The organism is Citrobacter sp. S39 (assembly GCF_009495675.1).
GTDB lineage: Bacteria > Pseudomonadota > Gammaproteobacteria > Enterobacterales > Enterobacteriaceae > Citrobacter > Citrobacter freundii.
Genome location: NZ_CP045555.1, coordinates 1,386,079 through 1,410,930, shown reverse-complemented (window position 1 = coordinate 1,410,930; position 24,852 = coordinate 1,386,079). Strand labels below are relative to the sequence as shown.

General features: G+C 50.3%; 41 protein-coding genes. 5 read left to right on the top strand and 36 right to left on the bottom strand.

Annotation, left to right across the window (positions count from 1 at the left end; translation table 11 throughout):
* Nucleotides 1–3 precede the first annotated feature (3 nt).
* From fmt to mscL, 4 genes are all read left to right on the top strand, one after another.
* Nucleotides 4–951: a methionyl-tRNA formyltransferase gene (gene fmt, locus GFB57_RS06660; protein ID WP_003031157.1), complete on the top strand. Its 948-nt coding sequence runs from the start codon at nt 4–6 to the stop codon at nt 949–951.
* Nucleotides 952–1,002: 51 nt separating this feature from the next.
* Complete coding sequence (rsmB, locus tag GFB57_RS06655; RefSeq protein ID WP_003031155.1) at nt 1,003–2,292, top strand: 16S rRNA (cytosine(967)-C(5))-methyltransferase RsmB; 1,290 nt, start codon at nt 1,003–1,005, stop codon at nt 2,290–2,292.
* 21 nt (nt 2,293–2,313) lie between these two features.
* Nucleotides 2,314–3,690 carry a Trk system potassium transporter TrkA gene (gene trkA / locus GFB57_RS06650; RefSeq protein WP_003031153.1) on the top strand — a complete coding sequence of 459 codons (1,377 nt, stop codon included), beginning with the start codon at nt 2,314–2,316 and terminating at the stop codon, nt 3,688–3,690.
* 141 nt (nt 3,691–3,831) lie between these two features.
* Nucleotides 3,832–4,245 (top strand): large-conductance mechanosensitive channel protein MscL, encoded by a 414-nt coding sequence (gene mscL / locus GFB57_RS06645; protein ID WP_003031152.1) that lies wholly within the window; start codon nt 3,832–3,834, stop codon nt 4,243–4,245.
* Here the strand turns inward: mscL and arfA are convergent.
* The 31 genes from arfA to rpsJ all read right to left on the bottom strand — a co-directional run bounded on the left by arfA (nt 4,242) and on the right by rpsJ (nt 19,079).
* Complete coding sequence (gene arfA / locus GFB57_RS06640; protein ID WP_003031148.1) at nt 4,242–4,460, bottom strand: alternative ribosome-rescue factor ArfA; 219 nt, start codon at nt 4,458–4,460, stop codon at nt 4,242–4,244. The genes mscL and arfA overlap by 4 nt on opposite strands.
* 57 nt (nt 4,461–4,517) lie before the next feature.
* Entirely contained in the window at nt 4,518–4,943 is a 426-nt protein-coding gene (zntR, locus tag GFB57_RS06635) for a Zn(2+)-responsive transcriptional regulator (RefSeq protein WP_003031145.1), read from the bottom strand.
* Between the two features lie 10 nt (nt 4,944–4,953).
* Nucleotides 4,954–5,322, bottom strand: coding sequence for a DUF1992 domain-containing protein (locus GFB57_RS06630; RefSeq protein WP_003031143.1), 369 nt, complete (start codon nt 5,320–5,322; stop codon nt 4,954–4,956).
* Nucleotides 5,323–5,429: 107 nt separating this feature from the next.
* Nucleotides 5,430–5,813: a 50S ribosomal protein L17 gene (gene rplQ, locus GFB57_RS06625; protein WP_001216370.1), complete on the bottom strand. Its 384-nt coding sequence runs from the start codon at nt 5,811–5,813 to the stop codon at nt 5,430–5,432.
* A 40-nt stretch (nt 5,814–5,853) separates the two neighbouring features.
* Entirely contained in the window at nt 5,854–6,843 is a 990-nt protein-coding gene (rpoA, locus tag GFB57_RS06620; RefSeq protein WP_003031139.1) for a DNA-directed RNA polymerase subunit alpha, read from the bottom strand.
* Between the two features lie 25 nt (nt 6,844–6,868).
* Nucleotides 6,869–7,489 (bottom strand): 30S ribosomal protein S4, encoded by a 621-nt coding sequence (gene rpsD / locus GFB57_RS06615; protein WP_003031138.1) that lies wholly within the window; start codon nt 7,487–7,489, stop codon nt 6,869–6,871.
* 33 nt (nt 7,490–7,522) lie between these two features.
* Nucleotides 7,523–7,912: a 30S ribosomal protein S11 gene (gene rpsK / locus GFB57_RS06610; RefSeq protein ID WP_003031137.1), complete on the bottom strand. Its 390-nt coding sequence runs from the start codon at nt 7,910–7,912 to the stop codon at nt 7,523–7,525.
* 16 nt (nt 7,913–7,928) lie between these two features.
* Nucleotides 7,929–8,285 (bottom strand): 30S ribosomal protein S13, encoded by a 357-nt coding sequence (gene rpsM / locus GFB57_RS06605; RefSeq protein ID WP_003031135.1) that lies wholly within the window; start codon nt 8,283–8,285, stop codon nt 7,929–7,931.
* A 146-nt stretch (nt 8,286–8,431) separates the two neighbouring features.
* On the bottom strand, nt 8,432–8,548 hold the full coding sequence (rpmJ, locus tag GFB57_RS06600) for a 50S ribosomal protein L36 (protein ID WP_000868187.1): 117 nt from the start codon (nt 8,546–8,548) through the stop codon (nt 8,432–8,434).
* A gap of 30 nt (nt 8,549–8,578) precedes the next feature.
* Nucleotides 8,579–9,910 (bottom strand): preprotein translocase subunit SecY, encoded by a 1,332-nt coding sequence (gene secY, locus GFB57_RS06595; protein WP_001118864.1) that lies wholly within the window; start codon nt 9,908–9,910, stop codon nt 8,579–8,581.
* Nucleotides 9,911–9,917: 7 nt separating this feature from the next.
* Entirely contained in the window at nt 9,918–10,352 is a 435-nt protein-coding gene (gene rplO, locus GFB57_RS06590) for a 50S ribosomal protein L15 (protein ID WP_003031132.1), read from the bottom strand.
* Nucleotides 10,353–10,355: 3 nt separating this feature from the next.
* Entirely contained in the window at nt 10,356–10,535 is a 180-nt protein-coding gene (gene rpmD / locus GFB57_RS06585) for a 50S ribosomal protein L30 (protein WP_001140434.1), read from the bottom strand.
* Nucleotides 10,536–10,538: 3 nt separating this feature from the next.
* Nucleotides 10,539–11,042, bottom strand: a complete 504-nt coding sequence (gene rpsE / locus GFB57_RS06580; protein ID WP_003031131.1) for a 30S ribosomal protein S5 — start codon at nt 11,040–11,042, stop codon at nt 10,539–10,541.
* A 14-nt stretch (nt 11,043–11,056) separates the two neighbouring features.
* The gene (gene rplR, locus GFB57_RS06575; protein ID WP_000358960.1) at nt 11,057–11,410 is read right to left on the bottom strand and encodes a 50S ribosomal protein L18; all 354 of its coding nucleotides are present in this window, start codon (nt 11,408–11,410) and stop codon (nt 11,057–11,059) included.
* A 9-nt stretch (nt 11,411–11,419) separates the two neighbouring features.
* Nucleotides 11,420–11,953: a 50S ribosomal protein L6 gene (gene rplF, locus GFB57_RS06570; protein WP_003031129.1), complete on the bottom strand. Its 534-nt coding sequence runs from the start codon at nt 11,951–11,953 to the stop codon at nt 11,420–11,422.
* 12 nt (nt 11,954–11,965) lie between these two features.
* Complete coding sequence (gene rpsH, locus GFB57_RS06565) at nt 11,966–12,358, bottom strand: 30S ribosomal protein S8 (protein ID WP_003031127.1); 393 nt, start codon at nt 12,356–12,358, stop codon at nt 11,966–11,968.
* A 30-nt stretch (nt 12,359–12,388) separates the two neighbouring features.
* Nucleotides 12,389–12,694 (bottom strand): 30S ribosomal protein S14, encoded by a 306-nt coding sequence (gene rpsN, locus GFB57_RS06560; protein ID WP_003031125.1) that lies wholly within the window; start codon nt 12,692–12,694, stop codon nt 12,389–12,391.
* Between the two features lie 14 nt (nt 12,695–12,708).
* Nucleotides 12,709–13,248: a 50S ribosomal protein L5 gene (rplE, locus tag GFB57_RS06555; protein ID WP_003031123.1), complete on the bottom strand. Its 540-nt coding sequence runs from the start codon at nt 13,246–13,248 to the stop codon at nt 12,709–12,711.
* Between the two features lie 14 nt (nt 13,249–13,262).
* A complete protein-coding gene (gene rplX, locus GFB57_RS06550; protein ID WP_003031122.1) occupies nt 13,263–13,577 on the bottom strand; it encodes a 50S ribosomal protein L24 in 315 nt (104 codons plus the stop codon).
* A 10-nt stretch (nt 13,578–13,587) separates the two neighbouring features.
* Nucleotides 13,588–13,959 carry a 50S ribosomal protein L14 gene (gene rplN, locus GFB57_RS06545; RefSeq protein ID WP_000613954.1) on the bottom strand — a complete coding sequence of 124 codons (372 nt, stop codon included), beginning with the start codon at nt 13,957–13,959 and terminating at the stop codon, nt 13,588–13,590.
* A gap of 163 nt (nt 13,960–14,122) precedes the next feature.
* The gene (gene rpsQ, locus GFB57_RS06540; protein ID WP_003031120.1) at nt 14,123–14,377 is read right to left on the bottom strand and encodes a 30S ribosomal protein S17; all 255 of its coding nucleotides are present in this window, start codon (nt 14,375–14,377) and stop codon (nt 14,123–14,125) included.
* Nucleotides 14,377–14,568, bottom strand: a complete 192-nt coding sequence (gene rpmC, locus GFB57_RS06535) for a 50S ribosomal protein L29 (protein ID WP_000644742.1) — start codon at nt 14,566–14,568, stop codon at nt 14,377–14,379. Before rpmC ends, rpsQ begins: the two co-directional genes overlap by 1 nt.
* The gene (rplP, locus tag GFB57_RS06530; protein ID WP_000941208.1) at nt 14,568–14,978 is read right to left on the bottom strand and encodes a 50S ribosomal protein L16; all 411 of its coding nucleotides are present in this window, start codon (nt 14,976–14,978) and stop codon (nt 14,568–14,570) included. The genes rpmC and rplP overlap by 1 nt, the downstream gene beginning before the upstream one ends.
* A 12-nt stretch (nt 14,979–14,990) precedes the next feature.
* Nucleotides 14,991–15,692: a 30S ribosomal protein S3 gene (gene rpsC / locus GFB57_RS06525; RefSeq protein WP_000529945.1), complete on the bottom strand. Its 702-nt coding sequence runs from the start codon at nt 15,690–15,692 to the stop codon at nt 14,991–14,993.
* A gap of 17 nt (nt 15,693–15,709) precedes the next feature.
* Entirely contained in the window at nt 15,710–16,042 is a 333-nt protein-coding gene (gene rplV, locus GFB57_RS06520; protein WP_000448832.1) for a 50S ribosomal protein L22, read from the bottom strand.
* 14 nt (nt 16,043–16,056) lie between these two features.
* Nucleotides 16,057–16,335: a 30S ribosomal protein S19 gene (rpsS, locus tag GFB57_RS06515; protein WP_001138115.1), complete on the bottom strand. Its 279-nt coding sequence runs from the start codon at nt 16,333–16,335 to the stop codon at nt 16,057–16,059.
* A 16-nt stretch (nt 16,336–16,351) separates the two neighbouring features.
* Nucleotides 16,352–17,173 carry a 50S ribosomal protein L2 gene (gene rplB / locus GFB57_RS06510; RefSeq protein WP_000301869.1) on the bottom strand — a complete coding sequence of 274 codons (822 nt, stop codon included), beginning with the start codon at nt 17,171–17,173 and terminating at the stop codon, nt 16,352–16,354.
* A 17-nt stretch (nt 17,174–17,190) separates the two neighbouring features.
* Nucleotides 17,191–17,493, bottom strand: coding sequence for a 50S ribosomal protein L23 (rplW, locus tag GFB57_RS06505; RefSeq protein WP_000617546.1), 303 nt, complete (start codon nt 17,491–17,493; stop codon nt 17,191–17,193).
* Nucleotides 17,490–18,095 (bottom strand): 50S ribosomal protein L4, encoded by a 606-nt coding sequence (rplD, locus tag GFB57_RS06500; RefSeq protein WP_003031119.1) that lies wholly within the window; start codon nt 18,093–18,095, stop codon nt 17,490–17,492. Before rplD ends, rplW begins: the two co-directional genes overlap by 4 nt.
* A gap of 10 nt (nt 18,096–18,105) precedes the next feature.
* Nucleotides 18,106–18,735, bottom strand: coding sequence for a 50S ribosomal protein L3 (rplC, locus tag GFB57_RS06495; protein ID WP_003031117.1), 630 nt, complete (start codon nt 18,733–18,735; stop codon nt 18,106–18,108).
* 32 nt (nt 18,736–18,767) lie between these two features.
* The gene (gene rpsJ, locus GFB57_RS06490) at nt 18,768–19,079 is read right to left on the bottom strand and encodes a 30S ribosomal protein S10 (RefSeq protein WP_001181005.1); all 312 of its coding nucleotides are present in this window, start codon (nt 19,077–19,079) and stop codon (nt 18,768–18,770) included.
* A 379-nt stretch (nt 19,080–19,458) separates the two neighbouring features.
* On the opposite strand from rpsJ, the gene GFB57_RS06485 reads away from it, so the two are divergent.
* The gene (locus GFB57_RS06485) at nt 19,459–19,926 is read left to right on the top strand and encodes an A24 family peptidase (RefSeq protein WP_003031115.1); all 468 of its coding nucleotides are present in this window, start codon (nt 19,459–19,461) and stop codon (nt 19,924–19,926) included.
* Here GFB57_RS06485 and bfr read toward each other — a convergent pair.
* The 5 genes from bfr to rpsG all read right to left on the bottom strand — a co-directional run bounded on the left by bfr (nt 19,923) and on the right by rpsG (nt 24,786).
* Nucleotides 19,923–20,399: a bacterioferritin gene (gene bfr, locus GFB57_RS06480; RefSeq protein WP_003031113.1), complete on the bottom strand. Its 477-nt coding sequence runs from the start codon at nt 20,397–20,399 to the stop codon at nt 19,923–19,925. The two genes, GFB57_RS06485 and bfr, sit on opposite strands and share 4 nt — an antisense overlap.
* A gap of 71 nt (nt 20,400–20,470) precedes the next feature.
* The gene (gene bfd / locus GFB57_RS06475; protein WP_003031111.1) at nt 20,471–20,665 is read right to left on the bottom strand and encodes a bacterioferritin-associated ferredoxin; all 195 of its coding nucleotides are present in this window, start codon (nt 20,663–20,665) and stop codon (nt 20,471–20,473) included.
* Between the two features lie 185 nt (nt 20,666–20,850).
* Nucleotides 20,851–22,035: an elongation factor Tu gene (gene tuf, locus GFB57_RS06470; RefSeq protein ID WP_003031109.1), complete on the bottom strand. Its 1,185-nt coding sequence runs from the start codon at nt 22,033–22,035 to the stop codon at nt 20,851–20,853.
* Nucleotides 22,036–22,104: 69 nt separating this feature from the next.
* Nucleotides 22,105–24,219 carry an elongation factor G gene (gene fusA, locus GFB57_RS06465; RefSeq protein WP_003023659.1) on the bottom strand — a complete coding sequence of 705 codons (2,115 nt, stop codon included), beginning with the start codon at nt 24,217–24,219 and terminating at the stop codon, nt 22,105–22,107.
* 96 nt (nt 24,220–24,315) lie between these two features.
* Nucleotides 24,316–24,786: a 30S ribosomal protein S7 gene (gene rpsG, locus GFB57_RS06460; RefSeq protein ID WP_003023657.1), complete on the bottom strand. Its 471-nt coding sequence runs from the start codon at nt 24,784–24,786 to the stop codon at nt 24,316–24,318.
* Nucleotides 24,787–24,852: the final 66 nt, after the last annotated feature.

The following is a 24,852-nucleotide window of genomic DNA, read 5'->3' as shown; positions in this document are numbered from 1 at the left end:
AACGTGTCAGACTCACTACGTATTATTTTTGCGGGTACACCTGACTTTGCAGCGCGTCATCTCGACGCGCTGTTGTCTTCTGGACACAACGTCGTTGGCGTGTTTACCCAACCGGACCGCCCGGCGGGACGCGGTAAAAAGCTGATGCCCAGCCCGGTCAAAGTGCTGGCGGAAGAAAAAGGGATACCGGTTTTCCAACCTGTCTCTCTTCGCCCTCAGGAAAACCAGCAACTGGTTGCTGATTTACGCGCAGACGTGATGGTGGTGGTGGCATATGGCCTGATTCTGCCAAAAACCGTACTGGAAATGCCGCGTCTGGGTTGTATCAACGTTCACGGCTCCCTGCTTCCACGCTGGCGTGGTGCAGCACCGATCCAGCGCTCACTGTGGGCAGGTGACACCGAAACAGGTGTAACCATCATGCAGATGGATGTTGGCCTCGACACCGGAGATATGCTGCTTAAGCTGTCTTGCCCGATTACGGCGGAAGATACCAGCGGTTCGTTATACGATAAGCTGGCAGATTTGGGGCCGCAGGGGCTGATTGAAACGCTAAAACAACTGGCTGCCGGCACAATAAACCCGGTGGTACAAGATGAATCACTGGTTACGCATGCAGAAAAACTCAGCAAAGAAGAGGCCCGTATCGACTGGTCGCTTTCGGCTGTTCAATTGGAACGCTGCATCCGCGCCTTTAACCCATGGCCAATGAGCTGGCTTGAAATCGACGGTCAACCAGTGAAAGTCTGGCAAGCTTCGGTTATTGCGGAGAACACCCAGGCTGCGCCAGGCACCATTCTGGAGGCAACAAAGCAGGGTATTCAGGTCGCAACGGGCGACGGCATCCTGAATCTCGTCTCTTTGCAGCCTGCCGGTAAAAAAGCCATGAGTGCGCAGGATCTGCTTAATTCACGCCGGGAATGGTTTGTACCCGGTAACCGTCTGGTCTGACGGTTCATCTCTTTAAGCCCGGTGTTTCCGGGCATTTTTATTTTTGCGCTTATGAAAAAACATCTTAATTTACGCAGTATGGCGGCCCAGGCCATCGAACAGGTTGTCGAAAAAGGACAGTCATTAAGCAACGTGCTGCCCGCCATGCAGCAAAAAGTTGCTGATAAAGACAAAGCGCTGTTGCAGGAACTTTGCTTCGGCGTATTGCGTACACTCTCTCAACTGGAATGGATGATCCAGCAACTCATGGAACGTCCAATGACGGGCAAACAGCGCACCGTACACTACCTGATCATGGTGGGCTTCTACCAACTTCTGCATACTCGTATTCCAGCACACGCCGCGCTGGCTGAGACAGTCGAAGGCGCGGTTGTCATTAAGCGTCCGCAACTGAAAGGGCTGATCAACGGCGTGTTGCGCCAGTTTCAACGCCGTCAGGATGAACTGCTGGCCGAGTTTGCGCAAAGCGATTTGCGCTTCTTACACCCCTCCTGGCTGGTGAAACGTATTAAAAGTGCGTATCCGCAGCAGTGGGAAGCTATTCTTGAAGCCAATAACCAGCGACCTCCGATGTGGCTACGCGTCAATCGTAATCACCATACTCGCGACGCCTGGATAGACCTGCTTACCGCAGCGGGATTAACCGGTTTCCCGCATCCAGACTACCCGGATGCAGTGCGTCTGGAAACACCGGCCCCAGTTCACGCCCTCCCTGGTTTTGACGAAGGTTGGGTCACCGTTCAGGATGCTTCTGCTCAGGGGTGCGTTAAATACCTGCTGCCGAAAGATGGGGAGCAGATTCTCGACCTATGCTGCGCGCCGGGCGGTAAAACGACGCACATTCTGGAAGTTGCTCCGCAAGCTAACGTCATGGCCGTCGATGTGGATGAAAAACGCTTATCGCGCGTTTACGACAATCTGAAACGTCTGGGCATGAAGGCAACCGTAAAACAGGGTGATGGTCGATATCCGCAACAATGGTGTGGCGAGCAACAGTTTGACCGTATTTTGCTGGATGCTCCGTGTTCTGCCACCGGCGTTATTCGTCGCCATCCAGACATCAAATGGCTGCGCCGCGACCGGGATATTGCCGAACTTGCGCAGTTGCAGGCCGAGATCCTGAATGCAACCTGGTTACATCTTAAACCTGGCGGCACGCTGGTTTATGCAACGTGCTCTATCCTGCCAGAAGAAAACCAGCAGCAAATTACCGCCTTCCTGGCACGCACGCCGGATGCGGTATTAAGCGAAACCGGTACGCCGGAAAAACCCGGACGTCAGAATTTACCGGGTGCGGAAGATGGCGATGGCTTCTTTTACGCTAAGCTAATCAAAAAGTGATGAGATAACGGGTCGCGACTGATGAAAATTATCATTCTGGGCGCAGGGCAAGTTGGCGGTACGCTGGCTGAAAACCTGGTCGGAGAGAACAACGATATCACGGTAGTCGATACCAATGGTGAACGTCTGCGCAGCCTGCAGGACAAGTTTGATCTCCGCGTCGTGCAAGGGCACGGTTCACATCCTCGCGTACTGCGTGAAGCTGGGGCCGACGATGCCGATATGCTGGTTGCCGTAACCAGCTCAGATGAAACAAATATGGTTGCCTGCCAGGTAGCTTATTCACTGTTTAATACGCCTAATCGCATCGCACGTATTCGTTCACCGGATTATGTTCGTGATGCGGACAAGCTATTCCAATCCGATGCGGTACCTATCGATCACCTGATTGCGCCGGAGCAACTGGTTATCGATAGCATTTATCGACTGATTGAATATCCGGGTGCATTACAGGTGGTGAATTTTGCCGAAGGTAAAGTCAGTCTGGCAGTAGTAAAAGCCTATTACGGCGGGCCGCTTATCGGTAATGCGCTGTCAACAATGCGTGAACATATGCCGCACATCGATACCCGCGTTGCGGCGATTTTCCGTCATGACCGACCAATCCGTCCACAAGGTTCTACGATCGTTGAAGCGGGTGATGAAGTCTTCTTTATTGCGGCATCACAGCATATTCGCGCCGTAATGAGTGAACTGCAGCGTCTGGAAAAACCGTACAAACGCATTATGTTAGTAGGCGGCGGTAATATCGGAGCGGGTCTTGCACGTCGTCTGGAAAAAGATTACAGCGTCAAACTGATCGAACGTAATCAACAGCGAGCATCCGAACTTGCAGAGAAACTGCAAAATACGATCGTCTTTTTTGGTGATGCTTCGGATCAAGAGTTACTGGCCGAAGAACATATCGATCAGGTAGATCTGTTCATCGCAGTGACCAACGATGATGAAGCGAATATCATGTCGGCGATGCTTGCCAAACGGATGGGTGCCAAGAAAGTGATGGTGTTAATTCAACGCAGAGCATACGTCGATCTGGTGCAAGGTAGCGTGATCGATATTGCTATTTCACCGCAGCAGGCGACCATCTCCGCGCTGCTCAGTCACGTACGTAAAGCTGACATTGTCGGCGTTTCTTCACTACGCCGTGGCGTCGCGGAAGCCATTGAAGCCGTCGCACACGGGGATGAAACAACATCTCGGGTTGTGGGACGTTCAATTGATGAAATTAAACTTCCCCCTGGAACCATTATTGGCGCCGTTGTGCGTGGTAATGATGTGATGATTGCCAACGATAACCTGCGCATTGAGCAGGGCGATCACGTAATTATGTTCCTGACAGATAAAAAGTTTATTACCGACGTCGAGAGACTATTCCAGCCAAGTCCTTTCTTCCTGTAATAATTTGGGCGCTAATACAGCGCCCTTTTTATTTCCCTTTATATTTCATGGTCTAATAAATTTTCCTTTCGGCAATACATAAATGGAAATTGCCTAAACATTTGTTAAACTTATAAACGTCAGCTGCATAGGGAGAATAAAATGAGCATTATTAAAGAGTTTCGCGAATTCGCGATGCGCGGGAATGTTGTCGATTTGGCAGTGGGTGTCATTATTGGTGCGGCATTCGGTAAGATTGTTTCATCACTGGTTGCCGATATCATCATGCCGCCACTGGGGTTGTTAATTGGTGGGATTGATTTTAAACAGTTTGCTTTAACGCTACGTGATGCACAGGGAGACATCCCTGCCGTGGTCATGCATTACGGTGTATTTATTCAGAATGTCTTCGATTTCATTATTGTTGCGTTTGCTATCTTTATGGCAATCAAACTGATCAACAAACTGAACCGTAAAAAAGCGGAGGAGCCAGCAGCACCGCCAGCTCCATCGAAAGAAGAAGTATTACTGAGTGAAATTCGTGACCTGCTGAAAGAACAGAATAACCGCTCTTAAACACTCACTGAAACAAGAAGGCCAGTGGTAAAAAAGTTAATTACTTTCTTGCCACTGGCCTCCCAGTTACCCCGATTGCCATGTTTGCCTTTACGTAGATAACTTCCTTTCCCTTTCTTATTTTTCTCAACGCGCTGTCTGAACAGTGGGTCATGCAGAAGCGCCTCAATGGCGTTGTCCTTTATCTGCCCTTTGGTGTGCTGATAACGACTCATAATATCTCCAGTTTGTAGTAATTTACGCCGCGAGTGTAGACCCGGCAGTTCAAGAAATCAACAGCCTGATGTTGTTCCACTGGCGCCTTGCTCAAGAGCTTCAAGAATAGAGCAGTACACGCTGCTGTGTGCCTTGCCGCAGCATGCATCATTCAATCGCTGCAGAGACCGCTGCATCGTCTGAAGTTCGGCAATACGTGCTTCGACTTCTTGCAGTCTTTCCTGGACGATCCCTTTTGATTCCTGACAGGTATGGTGTTCGGGATCAACACGGATCGAAAGCAATTCGCGGATCGACTCCAGAGTGAAACCAAGCTGGCGGGCATAACGAATAAACTTCAGGCGCTGAAGATCGCTTTCTGTATAGAGGCGAAATCCGCCTTCAGTACGCACTTCATGCTCCATCATCTGCTGCTTTTCATAGTAGCGGATAGTATCTGGCGTCACGTCAGCCAGTTTCGCTATTTCACCAATTCGGTACATGCTCTCTCCGCTATTCATCGTTGATCTTTTTTAGCAGCTTATCTGCGTAGTCACCGCGCAAAAACTCGGTACTGAGTCCAGCCTGCCGAAGTTTAAGTTCCAGCAACGACAGTCTTCGGCTCACCTCCGGATAACTTGGATCATCTTTGCGGATCCCCGCGAGTATTTCAAGCAGCTGTATTGCTTCTCTGCGTTGCTCGAGCTCAGGAGGAAGGCAACCTGCATTTTTTAATAAACGGTATCCAGCTCGGAGTTCAGGCGGGACATGGGTGTCATCGTCAAGAGTCAGCGGTTCGCCCGTTCCCGGTAAATTATCAAACTCACCTTTAGATTGTGCATCAATAATATGGCGCTCTGCCCACTGGTCCAGTAACCACATACAACACTCCAGGGGATGAACAAAAAGAGTACAGATATTGTAGATAAGTGGGGATATGACGGATATAAAAAAACCCGCCGAGGCGGGTTTTTTTACGTTACTACAGATTACTCTGCAGCAGCTTCTGTTTTCTCTGAACGATCAACCAGCTCGATGTATGCCATCGGCGCGTTGTCGCCTGCACGGAAACCACACTTCAGAATGCGAGTGTAACCACCGGCGCGGCTCGCGAAACGCGGGCCCAGTTCGTTAAACAGTTTTGCCACGATCTCGTTATCACGAGTACGGGCGAATGCCAGACGACGATTAGCTACGCTATCAGTCTTGGCAAGAGTAATCAGCGGCTCAACTACGCGACGCAGCTCTTTCGCTTTCGGCAGAGTCGTCTTGATGATTTCATGACGAACCAGTGAACCTGCCATATTGCGGAACATAGCCTGGCGATGGCTGCTGTTGCGGTTCAGTTGACGACCACTCTTACGATGGCGCATGACCTTATCCTTCTCAGTAAAACCTTAACCTGTGATCCGGTTACTCGTCAGCGATGCTTGCCGGTGGCCAGTTTTCCAGGCGCATGCCCAGAGACAGTCCACGGGAAGCCAGCACGTCTTTAATCTCGGTAAGAGATTTTTTACCAAGGTTAGGCGTCTTAAGAAGCTCAACCTCAGTACGCTGTACCAGATCACCGATATAGTGGATAGCTTCTGCTTTGAGGCAGTTAGCAGAGCGGACAGTCAATTCCAGATCGTCAACAGGGCGCAGCAGGATCGGATCGAATTCTGGTTTCTCTTCTTTAACTTCCGGCTGACGTACATCACGTAAATCAACGAAAGCTTCCAGTTGTTCAGCCAGAATGGTAGCCGCACGACGAATCGCCTCTTCAGGATCGATTGTGCCGTTGGTTTCCATTTCGATGACCAGCTTGTCCAGGTCGGTACGCTGTTCTACACGCGCTGCTTCAACATTGTAGGCAATACGCTCTACAGGGCTGTAGCATGCGTCGACCAGCAGACGGCCGATTGGGCGCTCATCTTCTTCCGAATGAATTCGGGTAGAAGCCGGCACATAACCACGACCGCGCTGAACTTTGATACGCATGCTAATAGATGCATTCTCATCGGTCAGGTGGCAGATCACGTGCTGTGGCTTGACGATTTCGACATCACCATCATGGGTAATGTCGGCTGCAGTCACAGGGCCAATGCCAGATTTATTCAAGGTAAGAATAACATCATCTTTACCCTGAACTCTCACCGCCAGCCCTTTCAGGTTGAGCAGGATTTCCAGGATATCTTCCTGAACGCCTTCTTTGGTGCTGTACTCATGTAGTACACCATCAATCTCAACCTCGGTCACCGCGCAACCCGGCATCGATGAGAGCAGAATACGGCGCAGTGCGTTACCCAAAGTATGGCCAAAGCCACGCTCTAAAGGCTCAAGGGTCACCTTGGCGTGCGTCGAACTCACTTGCTCGATATCTACCAGGCGCGGTTTTAGAAACTCTGTCACAGAACCCTGCATTGTGTCCTCTCTTTGGTACTAAGCTTTACTTGGAGTAAAGCTCGACGATCAGGTGTTCGTTAATGTCCGCAGACAGATCAGAACGCTCCGGCTTACGCTTGAACGTACCTTCCATCTTGCCAGCATCAACTTCCAGCCAGGTTGGCTTTTCACGCTGCTCAGCCAGCTCCAGAGCGGCTTTCACGCGAGACTGCTTCTTCGCTTTCTCACGAATGCTAACAACGTCATTCGGACTAACCTGATAAGAAGCGATGTTAACAACACGACCGTTTACCATAATTGCTTTATGGCTGACCAGCTGACGTGCTTCTGCACGAGTGGCACCGAAGCCCATACGGTATACAACGTTGTCCAGACGACCTTCCAGCAGACCCAACAGGTTTTCACCGGTGTTGCCTTTCAGACGTGCTGCTTCTTTGTAGTAGTTACGGAACTGACGCTCCAGCACACCGTAGATACGGCGAACTTTTTGCTTTTCACGCAACTGCACACCATAGTCAGACAGACGCGGTTTACGCGCACCGTGCTGGCCAGGAGCTTGTTCAATTTTACACTTGGTATCGATCGCGCGAACGCCAGACTTAAGGAATAAGTCAGTGCCCTCACGACGGCTCAGCTTGAGCTTAGGACCCAAATATCTTGCCATTTTCTTTCTCCAACAATCCTAGAAACGACAGCGTTATACGCGACGTTTTTTCGGCGGACGACAACCGTTATGAGGGATCGGAGTCACATCAGTAATATTAGTGATGCGGAAACCAGCGGCGTTCAGAGCACGAACAGTAGATTCGCGACCTGGACCCGGTCCTTTGACCATAACTTCCAGATTCTTGATACCGTATTCTTTTACGGCTTCAGCGCAACGCTCTGCTGCAACCTGAGCTGCAAACGGAGTGGATTTGCGAGAACCACGGAAACCGGAACCACCGGCTGTTGCCCAACCCAGTGCGTTACCCTGACGATCAGTAATGGTAACGATGGTGTTGTTAAAAGAAGCATGGATATGAGCCACGCCGTCAGAGACTTGTTTTCTTACACGTTTACGTGCACGAATTGGTGCCTTTGCCATTATTCAATCACCCCGATTATTTCTTGATCGGTTTGCGCGGACCCTTACGGGTACGTGCGTTGGTCTTGGTACGCTGACCGCGAACCGGGAGACCACGACGATGACGCAAACCGCGATAGCAACCAAGGTCCATAAGGCGCTTGATGCTCATGCTAACTTCACGGCGCAGATCACCTTCAACGACAAATTTGGCAACTTCGTCACGCAGCGTGTCGATTTGTTCTTCAGACAGCTCACTGATCTTAACATCTTCAGCGATACCCGCGGCAGCCAGAATGGCTTTAGAACGGGTCTTGCCGACGCCGTAGATCGAAGTTAATGCGATCACAGCATGTTTCTGATCAGGAATGTTAATGCCTGCTATACGGGCCACTATGCACTCCTACTATTTAATATGTACGCACCATGCTGAAAAGCCCGTTTTCAGGATACTCAAATGGAAACGCACAGACATACAAAAGATTGGCTGGCTAATCTAGCCAGCTCAACCCAACTTTGCAAGAAAAATATGCGAATAAATCAGCCTTGGCGCTGTTTATGCTTCGGCTCGGCACTGCAAATCACACGGATGACACCATCACGCTTAACGATTTTGCAGTTACGGCATAATTTCTTGACGGAAGCACGAACTTTCATTTTTACTCTCCGTAACTTCTCGGGCGACTGTTAACGGCCGTAGCCTTTCAGATTCGCCTTCTTCAATGCAGACTCGTACTGACTTGACATCATCAGAGTTTGCACTTGAGCCATAAAGTCCATAATCACGACAACAACGATAAGCAGTGAGGTCCCACCGAAGTAGAACGGTACTTTCATTGCATCACGCATGAACTCCGGGATCAGGCAGATAAAGGTAATGTAGAGCGCACCAACCAAAGTCAGGCGGGTCATTACTTTATCGATATACTTCGCCGTTTGCTCTCCCGGACGAATTCCTGGTACAAATGCACCGGACTTCTTCAGGTTATCTGCTGTTTCACGCGGGTTGAAAACCAACGCCGTGTAGAAGAAACAGAAGAATATGATTGCAGACGCATAGAGTAACACATAAAGCGGTTGCCCAGGCTGCAAATACAGCGAAATTGTTGTCAGCCAGTTCCAACCAGTCCCGCCCCCGAACCATGACGCGATGGTCGCCGGGAACAGAATAATACTGGAAGCGAAGATTGCCGGGATTACCCCCGCCATATTCACTTTCAGCGGTAAATGTGTGCTCTGTGCAGCATAGACACGACGACCTTGCTGACGTTTCGCGTAGTTTACCACAATGCGGCGTTGACCACGCTCAACAAATACAACAAAGAACGTCACTGCGAATACTAATACTGCAACCAACAGCAACACGAGGAAGTGCAGGTCGCCTTGACGCGCTTGCTCGATAGTATGGGCAATGGCTGGCGGGAGTCCCGCTACAATACCGGCGAAGATAATGATTGAGATACCGTTGCCGATACCACGTTCAGTAATCTGTTCACCCAACCACATCAGGAACATCGTCCCTGTAACCAGACTTACAACAGCGGTGAAATAGAATGCAAAGCCTGGGTTCATCACCAGGCCCTGCATACCAGGCATATTCGGCAGACCGGTAGCAATACCGATCGACTGGAATATTGCCAGCACCAGAGTACCGTAGCGGGTGTACTGGCTGATCTTACGACGACCAGACTCCCCTTCTTTCTTAATTTCTGCCAGCGTTGGATGAACCACCGTCAGCAGCTGGATAATGATCGACGCCGAAATATACGGCATGATCCCCAGAGCAAAGATAGAAGCACGGCTGAGAGCACCACCAGAGAACATGTTAAACATTTCAATGATGGTGCCTCGCTGTTGCTCAAGCAGTTTGGCAAGTACAGCGGCATCAATACCAGGGATCGGAATGAAAGAGCCAATACGGAACACAATCAGCGCGCCGATTACAAACAGCAGTCTGCGTTTCAGCTCGCCTAAGCCACCTTTGGCACTTTGAAAATCTAATCCCGGTTGTTTAGCCATCTGCTACTTATTCCTCGATTTTACCGCCAGCAGCTTCGATAGCAGCACGAGCGCCTTTAGTAACACGCAGGCCACGAACAGTTACCGGAGTAGTGACTTCACCAGCCAGGATCACTTTCGCGAACTCGATCTGGATACCGATAATGTTAGCTGCTTTCAGCGTGTTCAGGTCTACAACACCGCCTTCAACTTTAGCCAGGTCAGACAGACGAACTTCGGCTGTAATCGCTGCTTTACGTGAAGTGAAGCCGAATTTCGGCAGACGACGGTACAGAGGCATCTGACCACCCTCGAAACCGCGACGTACGCCACCGCCAGAACGAGACTTCTGACCTTTGTGACCACGACCACCGGTTTTACCGAGGCCAGAACCGATACCACGACCCAGGCGGCGAGCCGCTTTTTTAGAGCCTTCGGCCGGAGACAGAGTATTTAAACGCATCTCTTACTCCTCAACTTTAACCATGAAGGAAACCGCGTTGACCATACCACGAACAGCAGGAGTATCCTCGCGCTCTACGGTGTGACCAATACGACGCAGACCCAGGCCAAGCAGCGTTGCCTTGTGTTTCGGCAGACGACCGATTGCACTGCGGGTTTGAGTAATTTTAATAGTCTTTGCCATGGTTTATTTCCCCAGAATTTCTTCAACGGATTTACCACGCTTGGCAGCGACCATTTCCGGAGATTTCATATTTTCCAGGCCATCGATAGTTGCACGAACCACGTTAATCGGGTTAGTAGAACCATACGCTTTAGCCAGAACGTTACGAACTCCAGCGACTTCCAGAACGGCGCGCATTGCACCACCGGCGATGATACCGGTACCTTCGGAAGCCGGCTGCATGAATACACGAGAACCCGTGTGAGTACCCTTAACCGGGTGCTGCAGGGTGCCGTGGTTCAGCGCGACGTTAATCATATTGCGACGGGCTTTTTCCATCGCTTTCTGGATCGCTGCTGGAACTTCACGCGCTTTACCGTAACCAAAACCAACGCGACCGTTACCATCACCAACTACAGTCAGAGCTGTGAAGGAGAAAATACGACCACCTTTAACGGTTTTAGATACGCGGTTAACCGCGATCAGCTTTTCCTGCAGTTCGCCAGCTTGTTTTTCGATGTGAGCCATCTTACACCTCTACCTTAGAACTGAAGGCCAGCTTCACGGGCAGCATCTGCCAGTGCCTGGACACGACCATGATATTGGAACCCGGAACGGTCAAAAGAAACATCTTTGATGCCTTTTTCCAGAGCGCGTTCAGCAACAGCTTTACCTACAGCTGCAGCAGCGTCTTTGTTACCGGTGTACTTCAATTGTTCAGCGATAGCTTTTTCTACAGTAGAAGCAGCTACCAGAACTTCAGAACCGTTCGGTGCAATTACCTGTGCGTAAATATGACGCGGGGTACGATGTACCACCAGGCGAGTTGCACCCAGCTCCTGGAGCTTGCGGCGTGCGCGGGTCGCACGACGGATACGAGCAGATTTCTTATCCATAGTGTTACCTTACTTCTTCTTAGCCTCTTTGGTACGCACGACTTCGTCGGCGTAACGAACACCCTTGCCTTTATAAGGCTCAGGACGACGGTAGGCGCGCAGATCTGCTGCAACCTGACCGATCAGCTGTTTATCAGCGCCTTTCAGCACGATTTCAGTCTGAGACGGACATTCTGCAGTGATTCCCGCAGGCAGCTGATGGTCAACTGGGTGAGAGAAACCTAAAGCCAGGTTTACTACATTCCCTTTAACCGCTGCACGATAACCTACACCAACCAGCTGCAGCTTCTTAGTGAAGCCTTCGGTAACACCGACAACCATTGCATTCAGCAGGGCACGCGCGGTACCAGCCTGAGCCCATCCATCAGCGTAACCATCACGCGGACCGAAGGTCAGTGCATTATCTGCATGATTTACTGCAACAGCATCGTTGAGAGTACGAGTCAGCTCGCCGTTTTTACCTTTGATCGTAATAACCTGACCGTTGATTTTTACATCAACGCCGGCAGGAATAACGACCGGTGCTTTAGCAACACGAGACATTTTTTCCTCCGATTAGGCTACGTAGCAGATAATTTCGCCACCAAGACCAGCCTGGCGCGCTGCACGATCAGTCATAACACCTTTAGAGGTAGAAACAACTGCGATACCCATGCCAGCCATAACTTTCGGCAGCTCGTCTTTACGCTTATAAATGCGCAGACCTGGGCGACTGACACGCTGAATGCTTTCTACAACAGCTTTACCCTGGAAATACTTGAGAGTAAGTTCCAGTTCCGGCTTGGTGTCGCCTTCAACTTTAAAATCTTCAATAAAACCTTCTTCCTTCAGCACGTTGGCAATTGCCACTTTCAGCTTGGAGGAAGGCATGGTGACCGCAGCTTTATTCGCGGCCTGACCGTTACGGATACGGGTCAGCATATCCGCGATCGGATCTTGCATGCTCATCTGTCTTTACTCCCGTGATTCAATTGGTAATTACCAGCTAGCCTTTTTCAAGCCTGGTACTTCACCGCGCATGGCGGCTTCACGCAGTTTGATACGGCTCAACCCGAACTTGCCCACATAGCCATGCGGACGACCTGTTTGACGGCAGCGGTTACGCTGACGGGACGGGCTGGAATCACGCGGCAGAGACTGCAGCTTGAGAACTGCGTTCCAACGATCTTCGTCGGTCGCGTTCACATCAGAGATAATAGCTTTCAGTTCAGCGCGTTTTGCGAAGTACTTATCAGCTAAAGCTACGCGCTTTACTTCGCGTGCTTTCATTGATTGCTTAGCCATTCAGTAACCCTACCTTACTTGCGGAACGGGAAGTCAAAGGCAGCCAGCAGAGCACGGCCTTCTTCATCAGATTTCGCAGTAGTGGTAATGGTAATATCCAAACCACGCACGCGGTCGACTTTATCGTAGTCGATTTCTGGGAAGATGATCTGCTCACGGACACCCATGCTGTAGTTACCACGACCGTCGAAAGACTTAGCGGACAAGCCACGGAAGTCACGGATACGTGGAACAGCAATAGTGATCAGGCGCTCAAAGAACTCCCACATGCGTTCGCCACGCAGAGTTACTTTACAGCCGATCGGATAGCCCTGACGGATTTTGAAGCCTGCAACTGATTTGCGTGCTTTGGTGATCAGCGGTTTTTGACCGGAGATTGCTGTCAGGTCAGCTGCTGCGTTATCCAGCAGTTTCTTGTCAGCGATCGCTTCACCAACACCCATGTTCAGGGTGATCTTCTCGACCCGAGGGACTTGCATGACAGAATTGTAGTTAAACTCAGTCATGAGTTTAGCGACTACTTCGTCTTTGTAGTAATCATGCAGTTTCGCCATCGTACTACTCCAAATTACTTGATAGTTTCGCTGTTAGATTTGAAGAAACGGACTTTTTTGCCGTCTTCGAATCTAAAGCCTACACGGTCAGCCTTGCCGGTTGCCGCGTTGAAGATAGCAAGGTTAGAGATCTGAATAGCTGCTTCTTTCTCTACGATGCCGCCTGGTTGGTTCAGGGCCGGAACCGGCTTCTGATGTTTCTTAACCAGGTTGATACCTTCAACAATGACCTTGCCGGAAGACAGGACATTCTTAACTTTACCGCGTTTACCTTTATCTTTACCGGTTAACACGATAACTTCGTCATCACGACGGATCTTCGCTGCCATGATTCGCTCCTTAGAGTACTTCTGGTGCCAGAGAGATAATTTTCATGAACTTCTCGTTACGAAGTTCACGAGTTACCGGCCCAAAAATACGCGTACCGATAGGTTGCTCGCTGTTATTGTTTAAAATAACGCATGCATTACCATCGAAGCGAATGACAGAACCGTCCGGGCGACGAACACCCTTCTTGGTGCGCACCACTACCGCCTTCAGCACATCACCTTTTTTGACCTTACCACGCGGAATTGCTTCCTTGATGGTGATCTTGATGATATCGCCGACGCCTGCGTAGCGACGGTGCGAGCCACCCAGAACCTTGATACACATTACGCGACGTGCACCGGAGTTGTCGGCGACGTTCAGCATAGTCTGTTCTTGGATCATTTTAGTGCTCCGCTAATGTCAACTACTACTGAGACCCGAAAATCAGGTCGTTAAAAAAGCCCCATATCGGGGGCGCGGCATTATAACACCGCTTCAACGATATGGGTAGAAAAAATAAACGGCTCATCGCTGAGCCGTTTATTCGTTGAGAATGCCTACTGTATTACAGAACGGCTTTCTCTACAACGCGAACCAGCGTCCAGGACTTAGTCTTGGACAGCGGACGGCATTCGCGGATTTCAACCACGTCACCAGTACCGCATTCGTTGTTCTCGTCATGTACGTGCAGTTTGGTCGTACGCTTAATGAATTTACCGTAGATCGGGTGTTTCACAAAACGTTCGATAGCAACAACGATGGATTTCTCCATTTTATCGCTAACAACGCGACCTTGCAGAGTACGGATTTTATCGGTCATTACGCACCCGCCTTCTCAGTCAGTAAAGTCTTAACGCGTGCGACGTCACGACGCACTTGCTTCAACAGGTGAGACTGTTGCAGCTGGCCACTTGCAGCCTGCATACGCAGGTTGAACTGCTCACGCAGCAGATTCAGCAGCTCGGTGTTCAGCTCTTCAACACTCTTCTCACGCAGCTCTTTTGCTTTCATTACATCACCGTCTTAGTTACAAAGGTGGTTTTAATCGGCAGTTTCGCTGCTGCCAGCTTGAATGCTTCACGGGCCAGCTCTTCCGGTACGCCGTCCATTTCATACAGGACTTTACCCGGCTGAATCAAGGCAACCCAATACTCCACGTTACCTTTACCTTTACCCATACGCACTGCCAGCGGCTTTTCAGTGATCGGTTTGTCCGGGAATACACGGATCCAGATCTTACCTTGACGCTTAACTGCACGGGTCATAGCACGACGTGCTGCTTCGATCTGACGGGCAGTCAGACGACCACGGCCAACAGCTTTCAGACCGAAGCTGCCGAAGCTAACATCCGCGCCAGCAGCCAGACCGCGGTTACGGCCTTTGTGCATTTTACGGAATTTTGTACGCTTTGGTTGTAACATCAGCGACGCTCCTTATTTACGGCCTTTACGCTGCTGCTTTTTAGGTTGAGCAGCCGGTTTTTCCGGTTGTTCAACAGCAGCCATACCACCCAGGATCTCGCCTTTGAAGATCCACACTTTAACGCCGATTACACCGTAAGTGGTGTGCGCTTCAGAGGTGTTGTAGTCGATGTCAGCACGCAGAGTGTGCAGAGGTACGCGACCTTCGCGGTACCATTCGGTACGTGCGATTTCCGCGCCGCCCAGACGGCCGCTAACTTCAACTTTGATACCTTTAGCGCCCAGACGCATTGCGTTCTGTACAGCACGCTTCATAGCACGACGGAACATAACACGACGTTCCAGCTGAGAAGTGATGCTGTCAGCAACCAATTTTGCGTCCAGTTCAGGCTTACGCACTTCGGCGATATTGATCTGAGCAGGAACGCCAGCAATATCCGCTACGACTTTGCGCAGTTTTTCTACGTCTTCGCCTTTCTTACCGATAACGATACCCGGGCGAGCGGTGTGAATGGTCACACGGATGCTCTTAGCCGGACGCTCGATAACGATACGAGATACAGACGCTTTAGCCAGTTCCTTAGTCAGGTACTGACGTACTTTAAAATCGCTGTCCAGGTTGTCAGCGAATTCTTTGGTGTTCGCAAACCAGGTTGAGTTCCATGGTTTTACAATACCCAGGCGAATACCATTAGGATGTACTTTCTGACCCATTGCTAGTCTCCAGAGTCTCAGCGATCGGACACAACCACAGTAATGTGGCTGGTGCGCTTCAGGATGCGATCTGCACGACCTTTTGCACGCGGCATAATGCGCTTCATGCTCGGGCCTTCGTCTACGAAAATTTTCGTAACTTTCAGATCGTCAATGTCAGCGCCATCGTTGTGTTCAGCGTTAGCAATGGCAGATTCCAGGACTTTCTTAACCAGTACAGCCGCTTTCTTATTGGTGTAGGTCAGAATATCCAGAGCCTGCGACACTTTCTTACCGCGAATCAGGTCTGCAACAAGGCGAACCTTCTGAGCAGAAGAACGAGCATGGCGATGTTGAGCTAAAGTTTCCATCTCTTCCTCCTACCTTATTTCTTCTTCGCTTTTTTATCAGCAGCGTGGCCGCGATAAGTACGAGTCGGTGCGAATTCACCCAGTTTGTGACCGACCATTTCGTCGGAAACAAATACCGGAACGTGCTGACGACCATTATGGACAGCGATGGTCAAACCGATCATGTTAGGAAAGATCGTTGAACGACGGGACCAAGTGCGCAGGGGCTTCTTGTCTCCGCTTTCCACCGCTTTCTCTACCTTCTTCAGCAAGTGCAGGTCAATAAAAGGACCTTTCTTGAGAGAACGTGGCATGGCTTATCCTCTAAAATTATTTGCTACGGCGACGTACGATGAATTTATCAGTACGCTTGTTGCTGCGGGTCTTCTTACCTTTGGTCTGAACGCCCCACGGAGTTACCGGGTGCTTACCAAAGTTACGACCTTCACCACCACCATGTGGGTGGTCGACTGGGTTCATCGCAGTACCGCGAACGGTAGGACGAACACCACGCCAGCGTGCAGCACCTGCTTTACCCAGAACGCGCAGCATATGCTCAGCATTGCCAACTTCGCCCAGAGTTGCACGGCAGTCTGCTTCGACTTTACGCATTTCACCAGAACGCAGACGCAGGGTGACATAAGCACCATCACGAGCAACGATCTGAACGTAAGTACCAGCGGAACGTGCCAGCTGACCGCCTTTACCTGGTTTCATTTCTACGTTATGAACGGTAGAACCAACCGGGATATTGCGCATCGGCAGGGTGTTACCTGCTTTGATTGCAGCATCAACGCCAGACTGAATCTGGTCGCCAGCTTTCAGGCCTTTAGGGGCCAGGATGTAACGGCGTTCACCGTCTTTGTACAGAACCAGCGCGATGTTCGCGGAGCGGTTCGGATCGTACTCAAGACGTTCAACAACTGCCGGGATACCGTCTTTGTTGCGTTTGAAGTCAACAATACGATAAGCCTGCTTGTGACCACCACCGATGTGACGAGTGGTGATACGGCCATTGTTGTTACGACCACCGGATTTGCTGTTTTTTTCAACCAGCGGAGCAAAAGGTTTGCCCTTGTGCAGCTCTGGGTTGACCACTTTAACAACGTGGCGACGACCCGGAGATGTCGGTTTACATTTAACAACTGCCATTGTATTACTCCTCCGACTTACTCAGCGCCGCCGACGAAGTCCAGATTCTGGCCTTCCTTCAGGGTGACGTAAGCTTTTTTCCAGTCGCTACGACGACCGATACGCTGTCCGTGACGTTTAACTTTCCCTTTAACTACCAGGGTGTTAACGACTTCGACTTCGACTTCAAACAGTTTCTGCACAGCAGCTTTGATTTCTGCTTTGGTCGCGTCTTTAGCAACTTTGAGAACGATGGTGTTAGTTTTTTCCATCGCAGTAGACGCTTTTTCAGAAACGTGCGGTGCGCGCAGCACTTTCAGCAGACGTTCTTCACGAATCATGCCAGCATCTCCTCAACTTGCTTAACAGCATCAGCAGTCATTACGACTTTGTCGAAGGCGATCAGGCTAACCGGGTCGATACCAGTTGCATCGCGTACGTCAACCTTGTGCAGGTTGCGCGCAGCCAGGAACAGGTTTTCGTCCAGCTCACCGGTGATGATCAGCACATCTTCCAGAGCCATGTCTTTCAGTTTCTGTGCCAGCAGCTTAGTTTTAGGCGCTTCTACAGAGAATGATTCGACAACGATCAGACGATCCTGACGTACCAGTTCGGACAGAATGCTTTTCAGCGCGCCGCGGTACATCTTTTTGTTAACTTTTTGACTGTGGTCCTGTGGACGAGCAGCGAAGGTCACGCCACCTGAACGCCAGATCGGGCTCTTGATAGAACCTGAACGCGCACGGCCGGTACCTTTCTGGCGCCACGGCTTTTTGCCTGAACCAGTTACTTCAGCACGAGTCTTCTGAGCACGAGTACCCTGACGAGCACCAGCTGCATAAGCAACAACAACCTGGTGAACCAGCGCTTCGTTGAAATCACGACCGAAGGTAGTTTCGGAAACAGTCAGCGCGCTCTGCGCGTCTTTCAATACTAATTCCATTGCTATCCCCTTACGCCTTCACAGCTGGTTTAACGATCAGGTCGCAACCGGTCGCACCCGGAACACCACCTTTAACCAGCAGCAGGTTGCGCTCAGCGTCAACACGTACTACGTCCAGGCTCTGAACGGTTACACGTTCGTTGCCCAGCTGACCTGCCATTTTCTTGCCTTTGAACACTTTGCCCGGAGTCTGGTTCTGACCGATAGAACCCGGAACGCGGTGAGACAAGGAGTTACCGTGAGTAGCGTCCTGGGTACGGAAGTTCCAGCGCTTAACGGTACCAGCGAAACCTTTACCTTTAGAGGTACCGGTTACGTCAACTTTTTTAACGTCAGCAAACAGTTCAACGCTAATGTTCTGACCAACGGTGTATTCTTCACCATCTGCCAGACGGAACTCCCACAGGCCGCGGCCAGCTTCTACGCCAGCTTTAGCAAAGTGGCCAGCTTCCGGCTTAGTTACGCGGTTAGCTTTTTTAGCACCGGTGGTAACCTGAACAGCGCGATAGCCATCGTTAGCCAGATCTTTAACCTGAGTAACGCGGTTTGCTTCAACTTCGATAACGGTTACTGGGATAGATACGCCATCTTCAGTGAAGATGCGGGTCATACCCACTTTTTTACCGACTAAACCAATCATTGTATCAACCTCTCAATCGCTCGATGACCTGATTAACCCAGGCTGATCTGCACGTCTACACCGGCAGCCAGGTCCAGACGCATCAGAGCATCAACGGTTTTTTCAGTTGGCTCAACGATGTCAACCAGACGCTTGTGAGTACGGATCTCGTACTGATCACGCGCGTCTTTGTTGACGTGCGGGGAGATCAGAACGGTGAAACGCTCTTTGCGGGTCGGCAGCGGGATCGGACCACGAACCTGCGCACCAGTGCGCTTGGCAGTCTCGACGATTTCCGCGGTTGATTGATCGATCAGACGATGATCAAACGCTTTCAAACGGATACGGATTCTTTGGTTCTGCATGAGACCAGAGCTCCAATTATTTTATAGACGAAATAGTTACTCCTCAAACCCATTACGATTGATGGGAGAGTGTAACCGTTCTTACAGAGTTCCCCGATTGGGAACATTGTCTGGTATTGCTTTCGCAGTACCGGTGGCTCATATCGAACCGCTGTCAATATTAGACAAGCCCACGCATTATACGTAAATCTCAGTCTTAAGCAAGTGCCGCGTAGAAATTAATCACTCGTTCATAAATGTGGGCCTCCTTCCACTCTGATTGTATGTCCTGTGATGCAACGCGTTTTCCGTGGAAGAGAGCATCCATAACTCACATCCCGGACTTGTAGGGCCGGCGTGCTTACCCGAAGGTAAACTCTTTACCAAATGAGATTTGCCCATGTACATCGACCTCCCCTTTCTGCTGATTTATGTTTCGCTATCAGGGTTGCTCTTAGTCCATGACCTGCGTACCGGGTTGCTGCCCGACAAATTTACCTGCCCTCTTTTGTGGGGCGGTCTTATTTATCATCAGTGCTGCAGACCTGCACAGTTATCCGACGCGCTTTGGGGTGCCGTAGCGGGCTATGGGGTATTTGCTTTGTTCTACTGGGGGTATCGTTTGATATGCCGACAGGAAGGATTAGGCTTTGGTGATGTCAAATTTCTTGCCGCACTGGGCGCATGGCATCGCTGGGAATCATTGCCACTGTTGGTTTTACTTGCCACGGGCATGGCATGTTGTCTCACCGGGATTTCTTGCGCCCGTTACGGGAGACAGATGCTAAAAAACCCGCTGCCTTTTGGGCCATATCTGGCGGCTGCGGGTTTCGTTATTGGCTGGGTAAATCTGATACAGGGCGGTTAGTCACTGACTTTAATTTGCGATTGCAGATAATTTTGCAAGCCAAGTTTTGCAATCAGGTCCAGTTCAGTTTCGAGCCAGTCAATATGCCCTTCTTCTTCAGTCAGGATCTCGATCATCATGTCCCGGCTGACATAATCATGAACGCTATCGGCATAGGCAATGGCTTCACGCAGATCTTTCGCCCCATCCAACTCGAGCCGAAGATCGGATTGCAGCATCTCTTCAACGTCTTCGCCAATACCCAACTTGCCAAGATCCTGCAAGTTCGGGAGCCCTTCTAAGAATAAAATACGCTCGATATATTTATCAGCGTGTTTCATCTCATCGATAGATTCATGGTACTCAACATCATTGAGGCGAGTCAGTCCCCAGTTTTTAAACATACGAGCATGGAGAAAATACTGGTTGATCGCGACAAGCTCATTTCCCAATAGTTTATTGAGATAATTTATGATTTTAACATCACCTTTCATTTTATAGTCCCTCCGCTTCCACTCTTAGAGCGTAGATGGGGCTACAGGGATGTCAAAAAAAAGAGTGTGACTTAGGCGATCTCTTTAAATTCTGGCATTTGCGTTAATTCATCCTGCATGACTTCACGGGCAGCACGAATGCACTTACCGCATTGATTTCCTACAGGAATAAATTTACGTAATTGCTGAAAGGACTGAGGGTGAAACTGGCGAACAGCCTGACGTATTTTTTTATCACTTATCGCATTACACAAACAAACGTACATGATCGCTCCCGTTCAATTTCTGCGCAAAGTGTAAATGAGAATAGTTATGATTACAATAGCACAGCGCTATTTACGCGGCGGGAGAATGAATAAAAAATGCGAATAAATATGACAGCTACTAAATTGCAGGCAGCAAAAAGGGCGCCGAAGCGCCCTTTTTAAGCTCAAAGCTAATTAATCAATAATTAGCTCATTACTTTAGCAACAACGCCCGCACCAACAGTACGGCCGCCTTCACGGATTGCGAAACGCAGACCGTCGTCCATCGCGATCGGGTGGATCAGGGTAACAACCATTTTGATGTTGTCGCCCGGCATTACCATCTCTACGCCTTCCGGCAGTTCGATGGTACCAGTCACGTCAGTAGTACGGAAGTAGAACTGCGGACGGTAGCCTTTGAAGAACGGAGTATGACGGCCGCCTTCGTCTTTGGACAGAATGTACACTTCAGATTCGAACTTGGTGTGCGGCTTGATAGAGCCCGGCTTAGCCAGTACCTGACCACGTTCGATTTCTTCACGTTTGATACCACGCAGCAGAACACCAACGTTCTCACCAGCACGGCCTTCGTCCAGCAGTTTGCGGAACATTTCAACGCCAGTACAGGTAGACTTAGCAGTCTCTTTGATACCAACGATTTCAACTTCTTCACCAACTTTGATGATACCGCGCTCTACACGACCGGTAACAACGGTACCACGACCGGAGATGGAGAATACGTCTTCGATAGGCAGCAGGAACGGCTTGTCAATCGCACGCTCTGGTTCTGGGATGTAAGAATCCAGGAAGCCAGCCAGTTCGATGATTTTCGCTTCCCACTCTGCTTCGCCTTCCAGCGCTTTCAGAGCAGAACCACGAACGATCGGAGTGTCGTCGCCCGGGAAATCGTACTGAGACAGAAGTTCACGAACTTCCATTTCTACCAGTTCCAGCAGCTCTTCGTCATCAACCATGTCGCATTTGTTCAGGAACACGATGATGTACGGAACGCCTACCTGACGACCCAGCAGGATGTGCTCACGAGTCTGCGGCATCGGGCCGTCAGTCGCAGCAACAACCAGGATCGCGCCGTCCATCTGCGCAGCACCGGTGATCATGTTTTTAACATAGTCGGCGTGGCCCGGGCAGTCTACGTGTGCGTAGTGGCGAGTCGGGGTGTCATATTCAACGTGAGAAGTGTTGATGGTGATACCACGAGCTTTTTCTTCCGGCGCGTTATCGATCTGGTCGAATGCACGAGCAGCACCGCCGTAGGTTTTAGCCAGTACGGTAGTGATTGCAGCGGTCAGGGTAGTTTTACCGTGGTCAACGTGGCCGATGGTGCCGACGTTAACGTGCGGTTTTGTACGTTCAAATTTTTCTTTAGACACGGCTATATTCCTTACTATAGTGCTCTCCCCTATGGAGAGAGCACGGGACTTAGGTTTTAATCCTGTGGATTATTTACCACGGGCTTCAATAACGGCCTGAGCAACGTTGTTCGGCGCATCGTCGTACTTCAGGAACTCCATGGAGTAAGAAGCACGGCCTTTGGTCAGAGAACGCAGCTGGGTTGCATATCCGAACATTTCAGACAGCGGAACTTCAGCATGGATAACAACGCCAGTGACGTTGGATTCCTGACCACGAAGCATACCACGACGGCGGCTCAAGTCACCGATTACGTCACCGGTGTTCTCTTCCGGAGTCTCTACTTCAACCTTCATGATAGGCTCAAGCAGAACTGGTTTCGCTTTCTTAAAGCCATCTTTGAAGGCGATAGAAGCGGCCAGTTTAAACGCCAGCTCAGAGGAGTCAACGTCATGGTAAGAACCGAAGTGCAGACGCACGCCCAGATCAACAACCGGGTAACCAGCCAGCGGGCCAGATTTCAGCTGTTCCTGGATGCCTTTATCAACGGCCGGGATGTATTCGCCAGGAATTACACCACCTTTGATGTCGTTGATGAACTCGTAGCCTTTCGGGTTTGAACCCGGCTCCAGCGGGTACATGTCGATAACAACATGACCGTACTGACCGCGACCACCAGACTGCTTAGCGTGTTTACCTTCGATATCGGTAACTTTCGCGCGAATCGCTTCACGGTAAGCAACCTGAGGTTTACCGACGTTCGCTTCAACGTTGAATTCACGCTTCATACGGTCAACGATGATGTCGAGGTGCAGCTCACCCATACCAGCGATAATGGTCTGGTTAGATTCTTCGTCAGTCCATACGCGGAATGACGGGTCTTCTTTAGCCAGACGGCCCAGAGCCAGACCCATTTTTTCCTGGTCAGCTTTGGTTTTCGGTTCTACCGCGATGGAAATTACCGGCTCAGGGAATTCCATACGTTCCAGAATGATCGGGTGATCCGGGTCACACAGAGTGTCACCAGTGGTCACGTCTTTCAGACCGATAGCAGCAGCGATATCGCCCGCGCGAACTTCTTTGATCTCTTCACGTTTGTTAGCGTGCATCTGTACGATACGGCCGAAACGTTCACGTGCAGTTTTCACGGAGTTCAGGATGGTGTCACCGGAGTTAACCACACCAGAGTACACGCGGAAGAAGGTCAGGTTACCCACGAACGGGTCGGTAGCGATTTTGAATGCCAGAGCAGCAAACGGCTCGTCATCGCTAGCATGACGCTCAGCAGGAGTATCTTTACCGTCGTCCAGAATACCGTTGATCGCAGGTACGTCTACTGGGGATGGCAGGTAATCAATTACCGCATCCAGCATCGCCTGAACACCTTTGTTCTTGAACGCAGAACCACAGGTTACCAGGATGATTTCGTTGTTCAGAACACGCTGACGCAGAGCTTTTTTGATCTCTTCTTCAGTCAGTTCTTCACCACCCAGGTATTTCTCCATCAGCTCTTCTGAAGCTTCTGCAGCGGACTCGATCAGGTTCTGGTGCCATTCTTCAGCCAGTTCCTGCATGTCAGCCGGGATATCTTCATAAGTGAAGGTTACGCCTGCATCTTCTTCGTTCCAGTTGATGGCTTTCATTTTCACCAGGTCAACAACACCGGTGAACGCTTCTTCAGCGCCAATTGCCAGCTGCAGCGGAACAGGGTTCGCGCCCAGACGGGTTTTGATCTGACCAACAACTTTCAGGAAGTTCGCACCCATACGGTCCATTTTGTTAACGAACGCAATGCGCGGAACTTTATATTTGTTTGCCTGACGCCATACGGTTTCAGACTGAGGCTGAACACCACCAACTGCGCAGTAAACCATTACTGCACCATCAAGCACACGCATGGAACGTTCTACTTCAATAGTGAAGTCAACGTGCCCCGGGGTGTCGATGATGTTTACGCGATGCGGTTCATACTGCTTAGCCATACCAGACCAGAATGCAGTAGTCGCTGCGGAGGTGATAGTAATACCACGTTCCTGCTCCTGCTCCATCCAGTCCATGGTGGCTGCGCCGTCATGAACTTCACCGATTTTATGGTTTACACCGGTGTAGAACAGAATACGTTCGGTAGTAGTGGTTTTACCGGCGTCGATGTGCGCACTGATACCGATGTTACGGTAGCGCGCGATGGGTGTTGTACGAGCCATTTGATTCCTCGTTTATCTTTTAGGCGTTCAATTTAAGTAGCCCAAAGCGGGCTGCTTACTAGAAGCGCCCGCCTGGTGACTAAAACTCCGAAGGGATTACCAACGGTAGTGTGCGAACGCCTTGTTGGCTTCTGCCATACGGTGAACGTCTTCACGTTTCTTAACTGCAGTACCTTTGTTTTCTGCAGCATCAGAAAGTTCGTTCGCCAGGCGCAGAGCCATGGATTTATCACCGCGTTTACGAGCAGCTTCAACGATCCAACGCATTGCCAGAGCATTACGACGGACCGGACGGACTTCAACTGGTACCTGATAAGTAGAACCACCAACGCGGCGAGACTTAACTTCGACAGTCGGGCGCACGTTTTCGAGAGCTACTTCGAAAGCTTCCAGTTCGTTTTTACCAGAACGCTGAGCCAGGGTCTCCAGCGCGCTGTATACGATAGTTTCGGCAGTAGATTTTTTACCATCTACCATCAGGATATTTACAAATTTAGCCAGCAGTTCTGATCCGAACTTCGGATCCGGCAGAATTTTACGCTGACCAATGACGCGACGACGTGGCATGGAAATACTCCGTTGTTAATTCAGGATTGTCCAAAACTCTAAGAGTTTAGTTTGACATTAATATAA

Coding starts and splice junctions, on each gene's coding strand:
- rsmB (WP_003031155.1), top strand. CDS start 1,003: ATGAAAAAACATCTTAATTTACGCAGTATGGCGGCCCAGGCCATCGAA.
- trkA (WP_003031153.1), top strand. CDS start 2,314: ATGAAAATTATCATTCTGGGCGCAGGGCAAGTTGGCGGTACGCTGGCT.
- mscL (WP_003031152.1), top strand. CDS start 3,832: ATGAGCATTATTAAAGAGTTTCGCGAATTCGCGATGCGCGGGAATGTT.
- arfA (WP_003031148.1), bottom strand. CDS start 4,460: ATGAGTCGTTATCAGCACACCAAAGGGCAGATAAAGGACAACGCCATT.
- zntR (WP_003031145.1), bottom strand. CDS start 4,943: ATGTACCGAATTGGTGAAATAGCGAAACTGGCTGACGTGACGCCAGAT.
- GFB57_RS06630 (WP_003031143.1), bottom strand. CDS start 5,322: ATGTGGTTACTGGACCAGTGGGCAGAGCGCCATATTATTGATGCACAA.
- rplQ (WP_001216370.1), bottom strand. CDS start 5,813: ATGCGCCATCGTAAGAGTGGTCGTCAACTGAACCGCAACAGCAGCCAT.
- rpoA (WP_003031139.1), bottom strand. CDS start 6,843: ATGCAGGGTTCTGTGACAGAGTTTCTAAAACCGCGCCTGGTAGATATC.
- rpsD (WP_003031138.1), bottom strand. CDS start 7,489: ATGGCAAGATATTTGGGTCCTAAGCTCAAGCTGAGCCGTCGTGAGGGC.
- rpsK (WP_003031137.1), bottom strand. CDS start 7,912: ATGGCAAAGGCACCAATTCGTGCACGTAAACGTGTAAGAAAACAAGTC.
- rpmJ (WP_000868187.1), bottom strand. CDS start 8,548: ATGAAAGTTCGTGCTTCCGTCAAGAAATTATGCCGTAACTGCAAAATC.
- secY (WP_001118864.1), bottom strand. CDS start 9,910: ATGGCTAAACAACCGGGATTAGATTTTCAAAGTGCCAAAGGTGGCTTA.
- rplO (WP_003031132.1), bottom strand. CDS start 10,352: ATGCGTTTAAATACTCTGTCTCCGGCCGAAGGCTCTAAAAAAGCGGCT.
- rpmD (WP_001140434.1), bottom strand. CDS start 10,535: ATGGCAAAGACTATTAAAATTACTCAAACCCGCAGTGCAATCGGTCGT.
- rpsE (WP_003031131.1), bottom strand. CDS start 11,042: ATGGCTCACATCGAAAAACAAGCTGGCGAACTGCAGGAAAAGCTGATC.
- rplR (WP_000358960.1), bottom strand. CDS start 11,410: ATGGATAAGAAATCTGCTCGTATCCGTCGTGCGACCCGCGCACGCCGC.
- rplF (WP_003031129.1), bottom strand. CDS start 11,953: ATGTCTCGTGTTGCTAAAGCACCGGTCGTTATTCCTGCCGGCGTTGAT.
- rpsH (WP_003031127.1), bottom strand. CDS start 12,358: ATGAGCATGCAAGATCCGATCGCGGATATGCTGACCCGTATCCGTAAC.
- rpsN (WP_003031125.1), bottom strand. CDS start 12,694: ATGGCTAAGCAATCAATGAAAGCACGCGAAGTAAAGCGCGTAGCTTTA.
- rplE (WP_003031123.1), bottom strand. CDS start 13,248: ATGGCGAAACTGCATGATTACTACAAAGACGAAGTAGTCGCTAAACTC.
- rplX (WP_003031122.1), bottom strand. CDS start 13,577: ATGGCAGCGAAGATCCGTCGTGATGACGAAGTTATCGTGTTAACCGGT.
- rplN (WP_000613954.1), bottom strand. CDS start 13,959: ATGATCCAAGAACAGACTATGCTGAACGTCGCCGACAACTCCGGTGCA.
- rpsQ (WP_003031120.1), bottom strand. CDS start 14,377: ATGACCGATAAAATCCGTACTCTGCAAGGTCGCGTTGTTAGCGATAAA.
- rpmC (WP_000644742.1), bottom strand. CDS start 14,568: ATGAAAGCAAAAGAGCTGCGTGAGAAGAGTGTTGAAGAGCTGAACACC.
- rplP (WP_000941208.1), bottom strand. CDS start 14,978: ATGTTACAACCAAAGCGTACAAAATTCCGTAAAATGCACAAAGGCCGT.
- rpsC (WP_000529945.1), bottom strand. CDS start 15,692: ATGGGTCAGAAAGTACATCCTAATGGTATTCGCCTGGGTATTGTAAAA.
- rplV (WP_000448832.1), bottom strand. CDS start 16,042: ATGGAAACTTTAGCTCAACATCGCCATGCTCGTTCTTCTGCTCAGAAG.
- rpsS (WP_001138115.1), bottom strand. CDS start 16,335: ATGCCACGTTCTCTCAAGAAAGGTCCTTTTATTGACCTGCACTTGCTG.
- rplB (WP_000301869.1), bottom strand. CDS start 17,173: ATGGCAGTTGTTAAATGTAAACCGACATCTCCGGGTCGTCGCCACGTT.
- rplW (WP_000617546.1), bottom strand. CDS start 17,493: ATGATTCGTGAAGAACGTCTGCTGAAAGTGCTGCGCGCACCGCACGTT.
- rplD (WP_003031119.1), bottom strand. CDS start 18,095: ATGGAATTAGTATTGAAAGACGCGCAGAGCGCGCTGACTGTTTCCGAA.
- rplC (WP_003031117.1), bottom strand. CDS start 18,735: ATGATTGGTTTAGTCGGTAAAAAAGTGGGTATGACCCGCATCTTCACT.
- rpsJ (WP_001181005.1), bottom strand. CDS start 19,079: ATGCAGAACCAAAGAATCCGTATCCGTTTGAAAGCGTTTGATCATCGT.
- GFB57_RS06485 (WP_003031115.1), top strand. CDS start 19,459: ATGTACATCGACCTCCCCTTTCTGCTGATTTATGTTTCGCTATCAGGG.
- bfr (WP_003031113.1), bottom strand. CDS start 20,399: ATGAAAGGTGATGTTAAAATCATAAATTATCTCAATAAACTATTGGGA.
- bfd (WP_003031111.1), bottom strand. CDS start 20,665: ATGTACGTTTGTTTGTGTAATGCGATAAGTGATAAAAAAATACGTCAG.
- fusA (WP_003023659.1), bottom strand. CDS start 24,219: ATGGCTCGTACAACACCCATCGCGCGCTACCGTAACATCGGTATCAGT.
- rpsG (WP_003023657.1), bottom strand. CDS start 24,786: ATGCCACGTCGTCGCGTCATTGGTCAGCGTAAAATTCTGCCGGATCCG.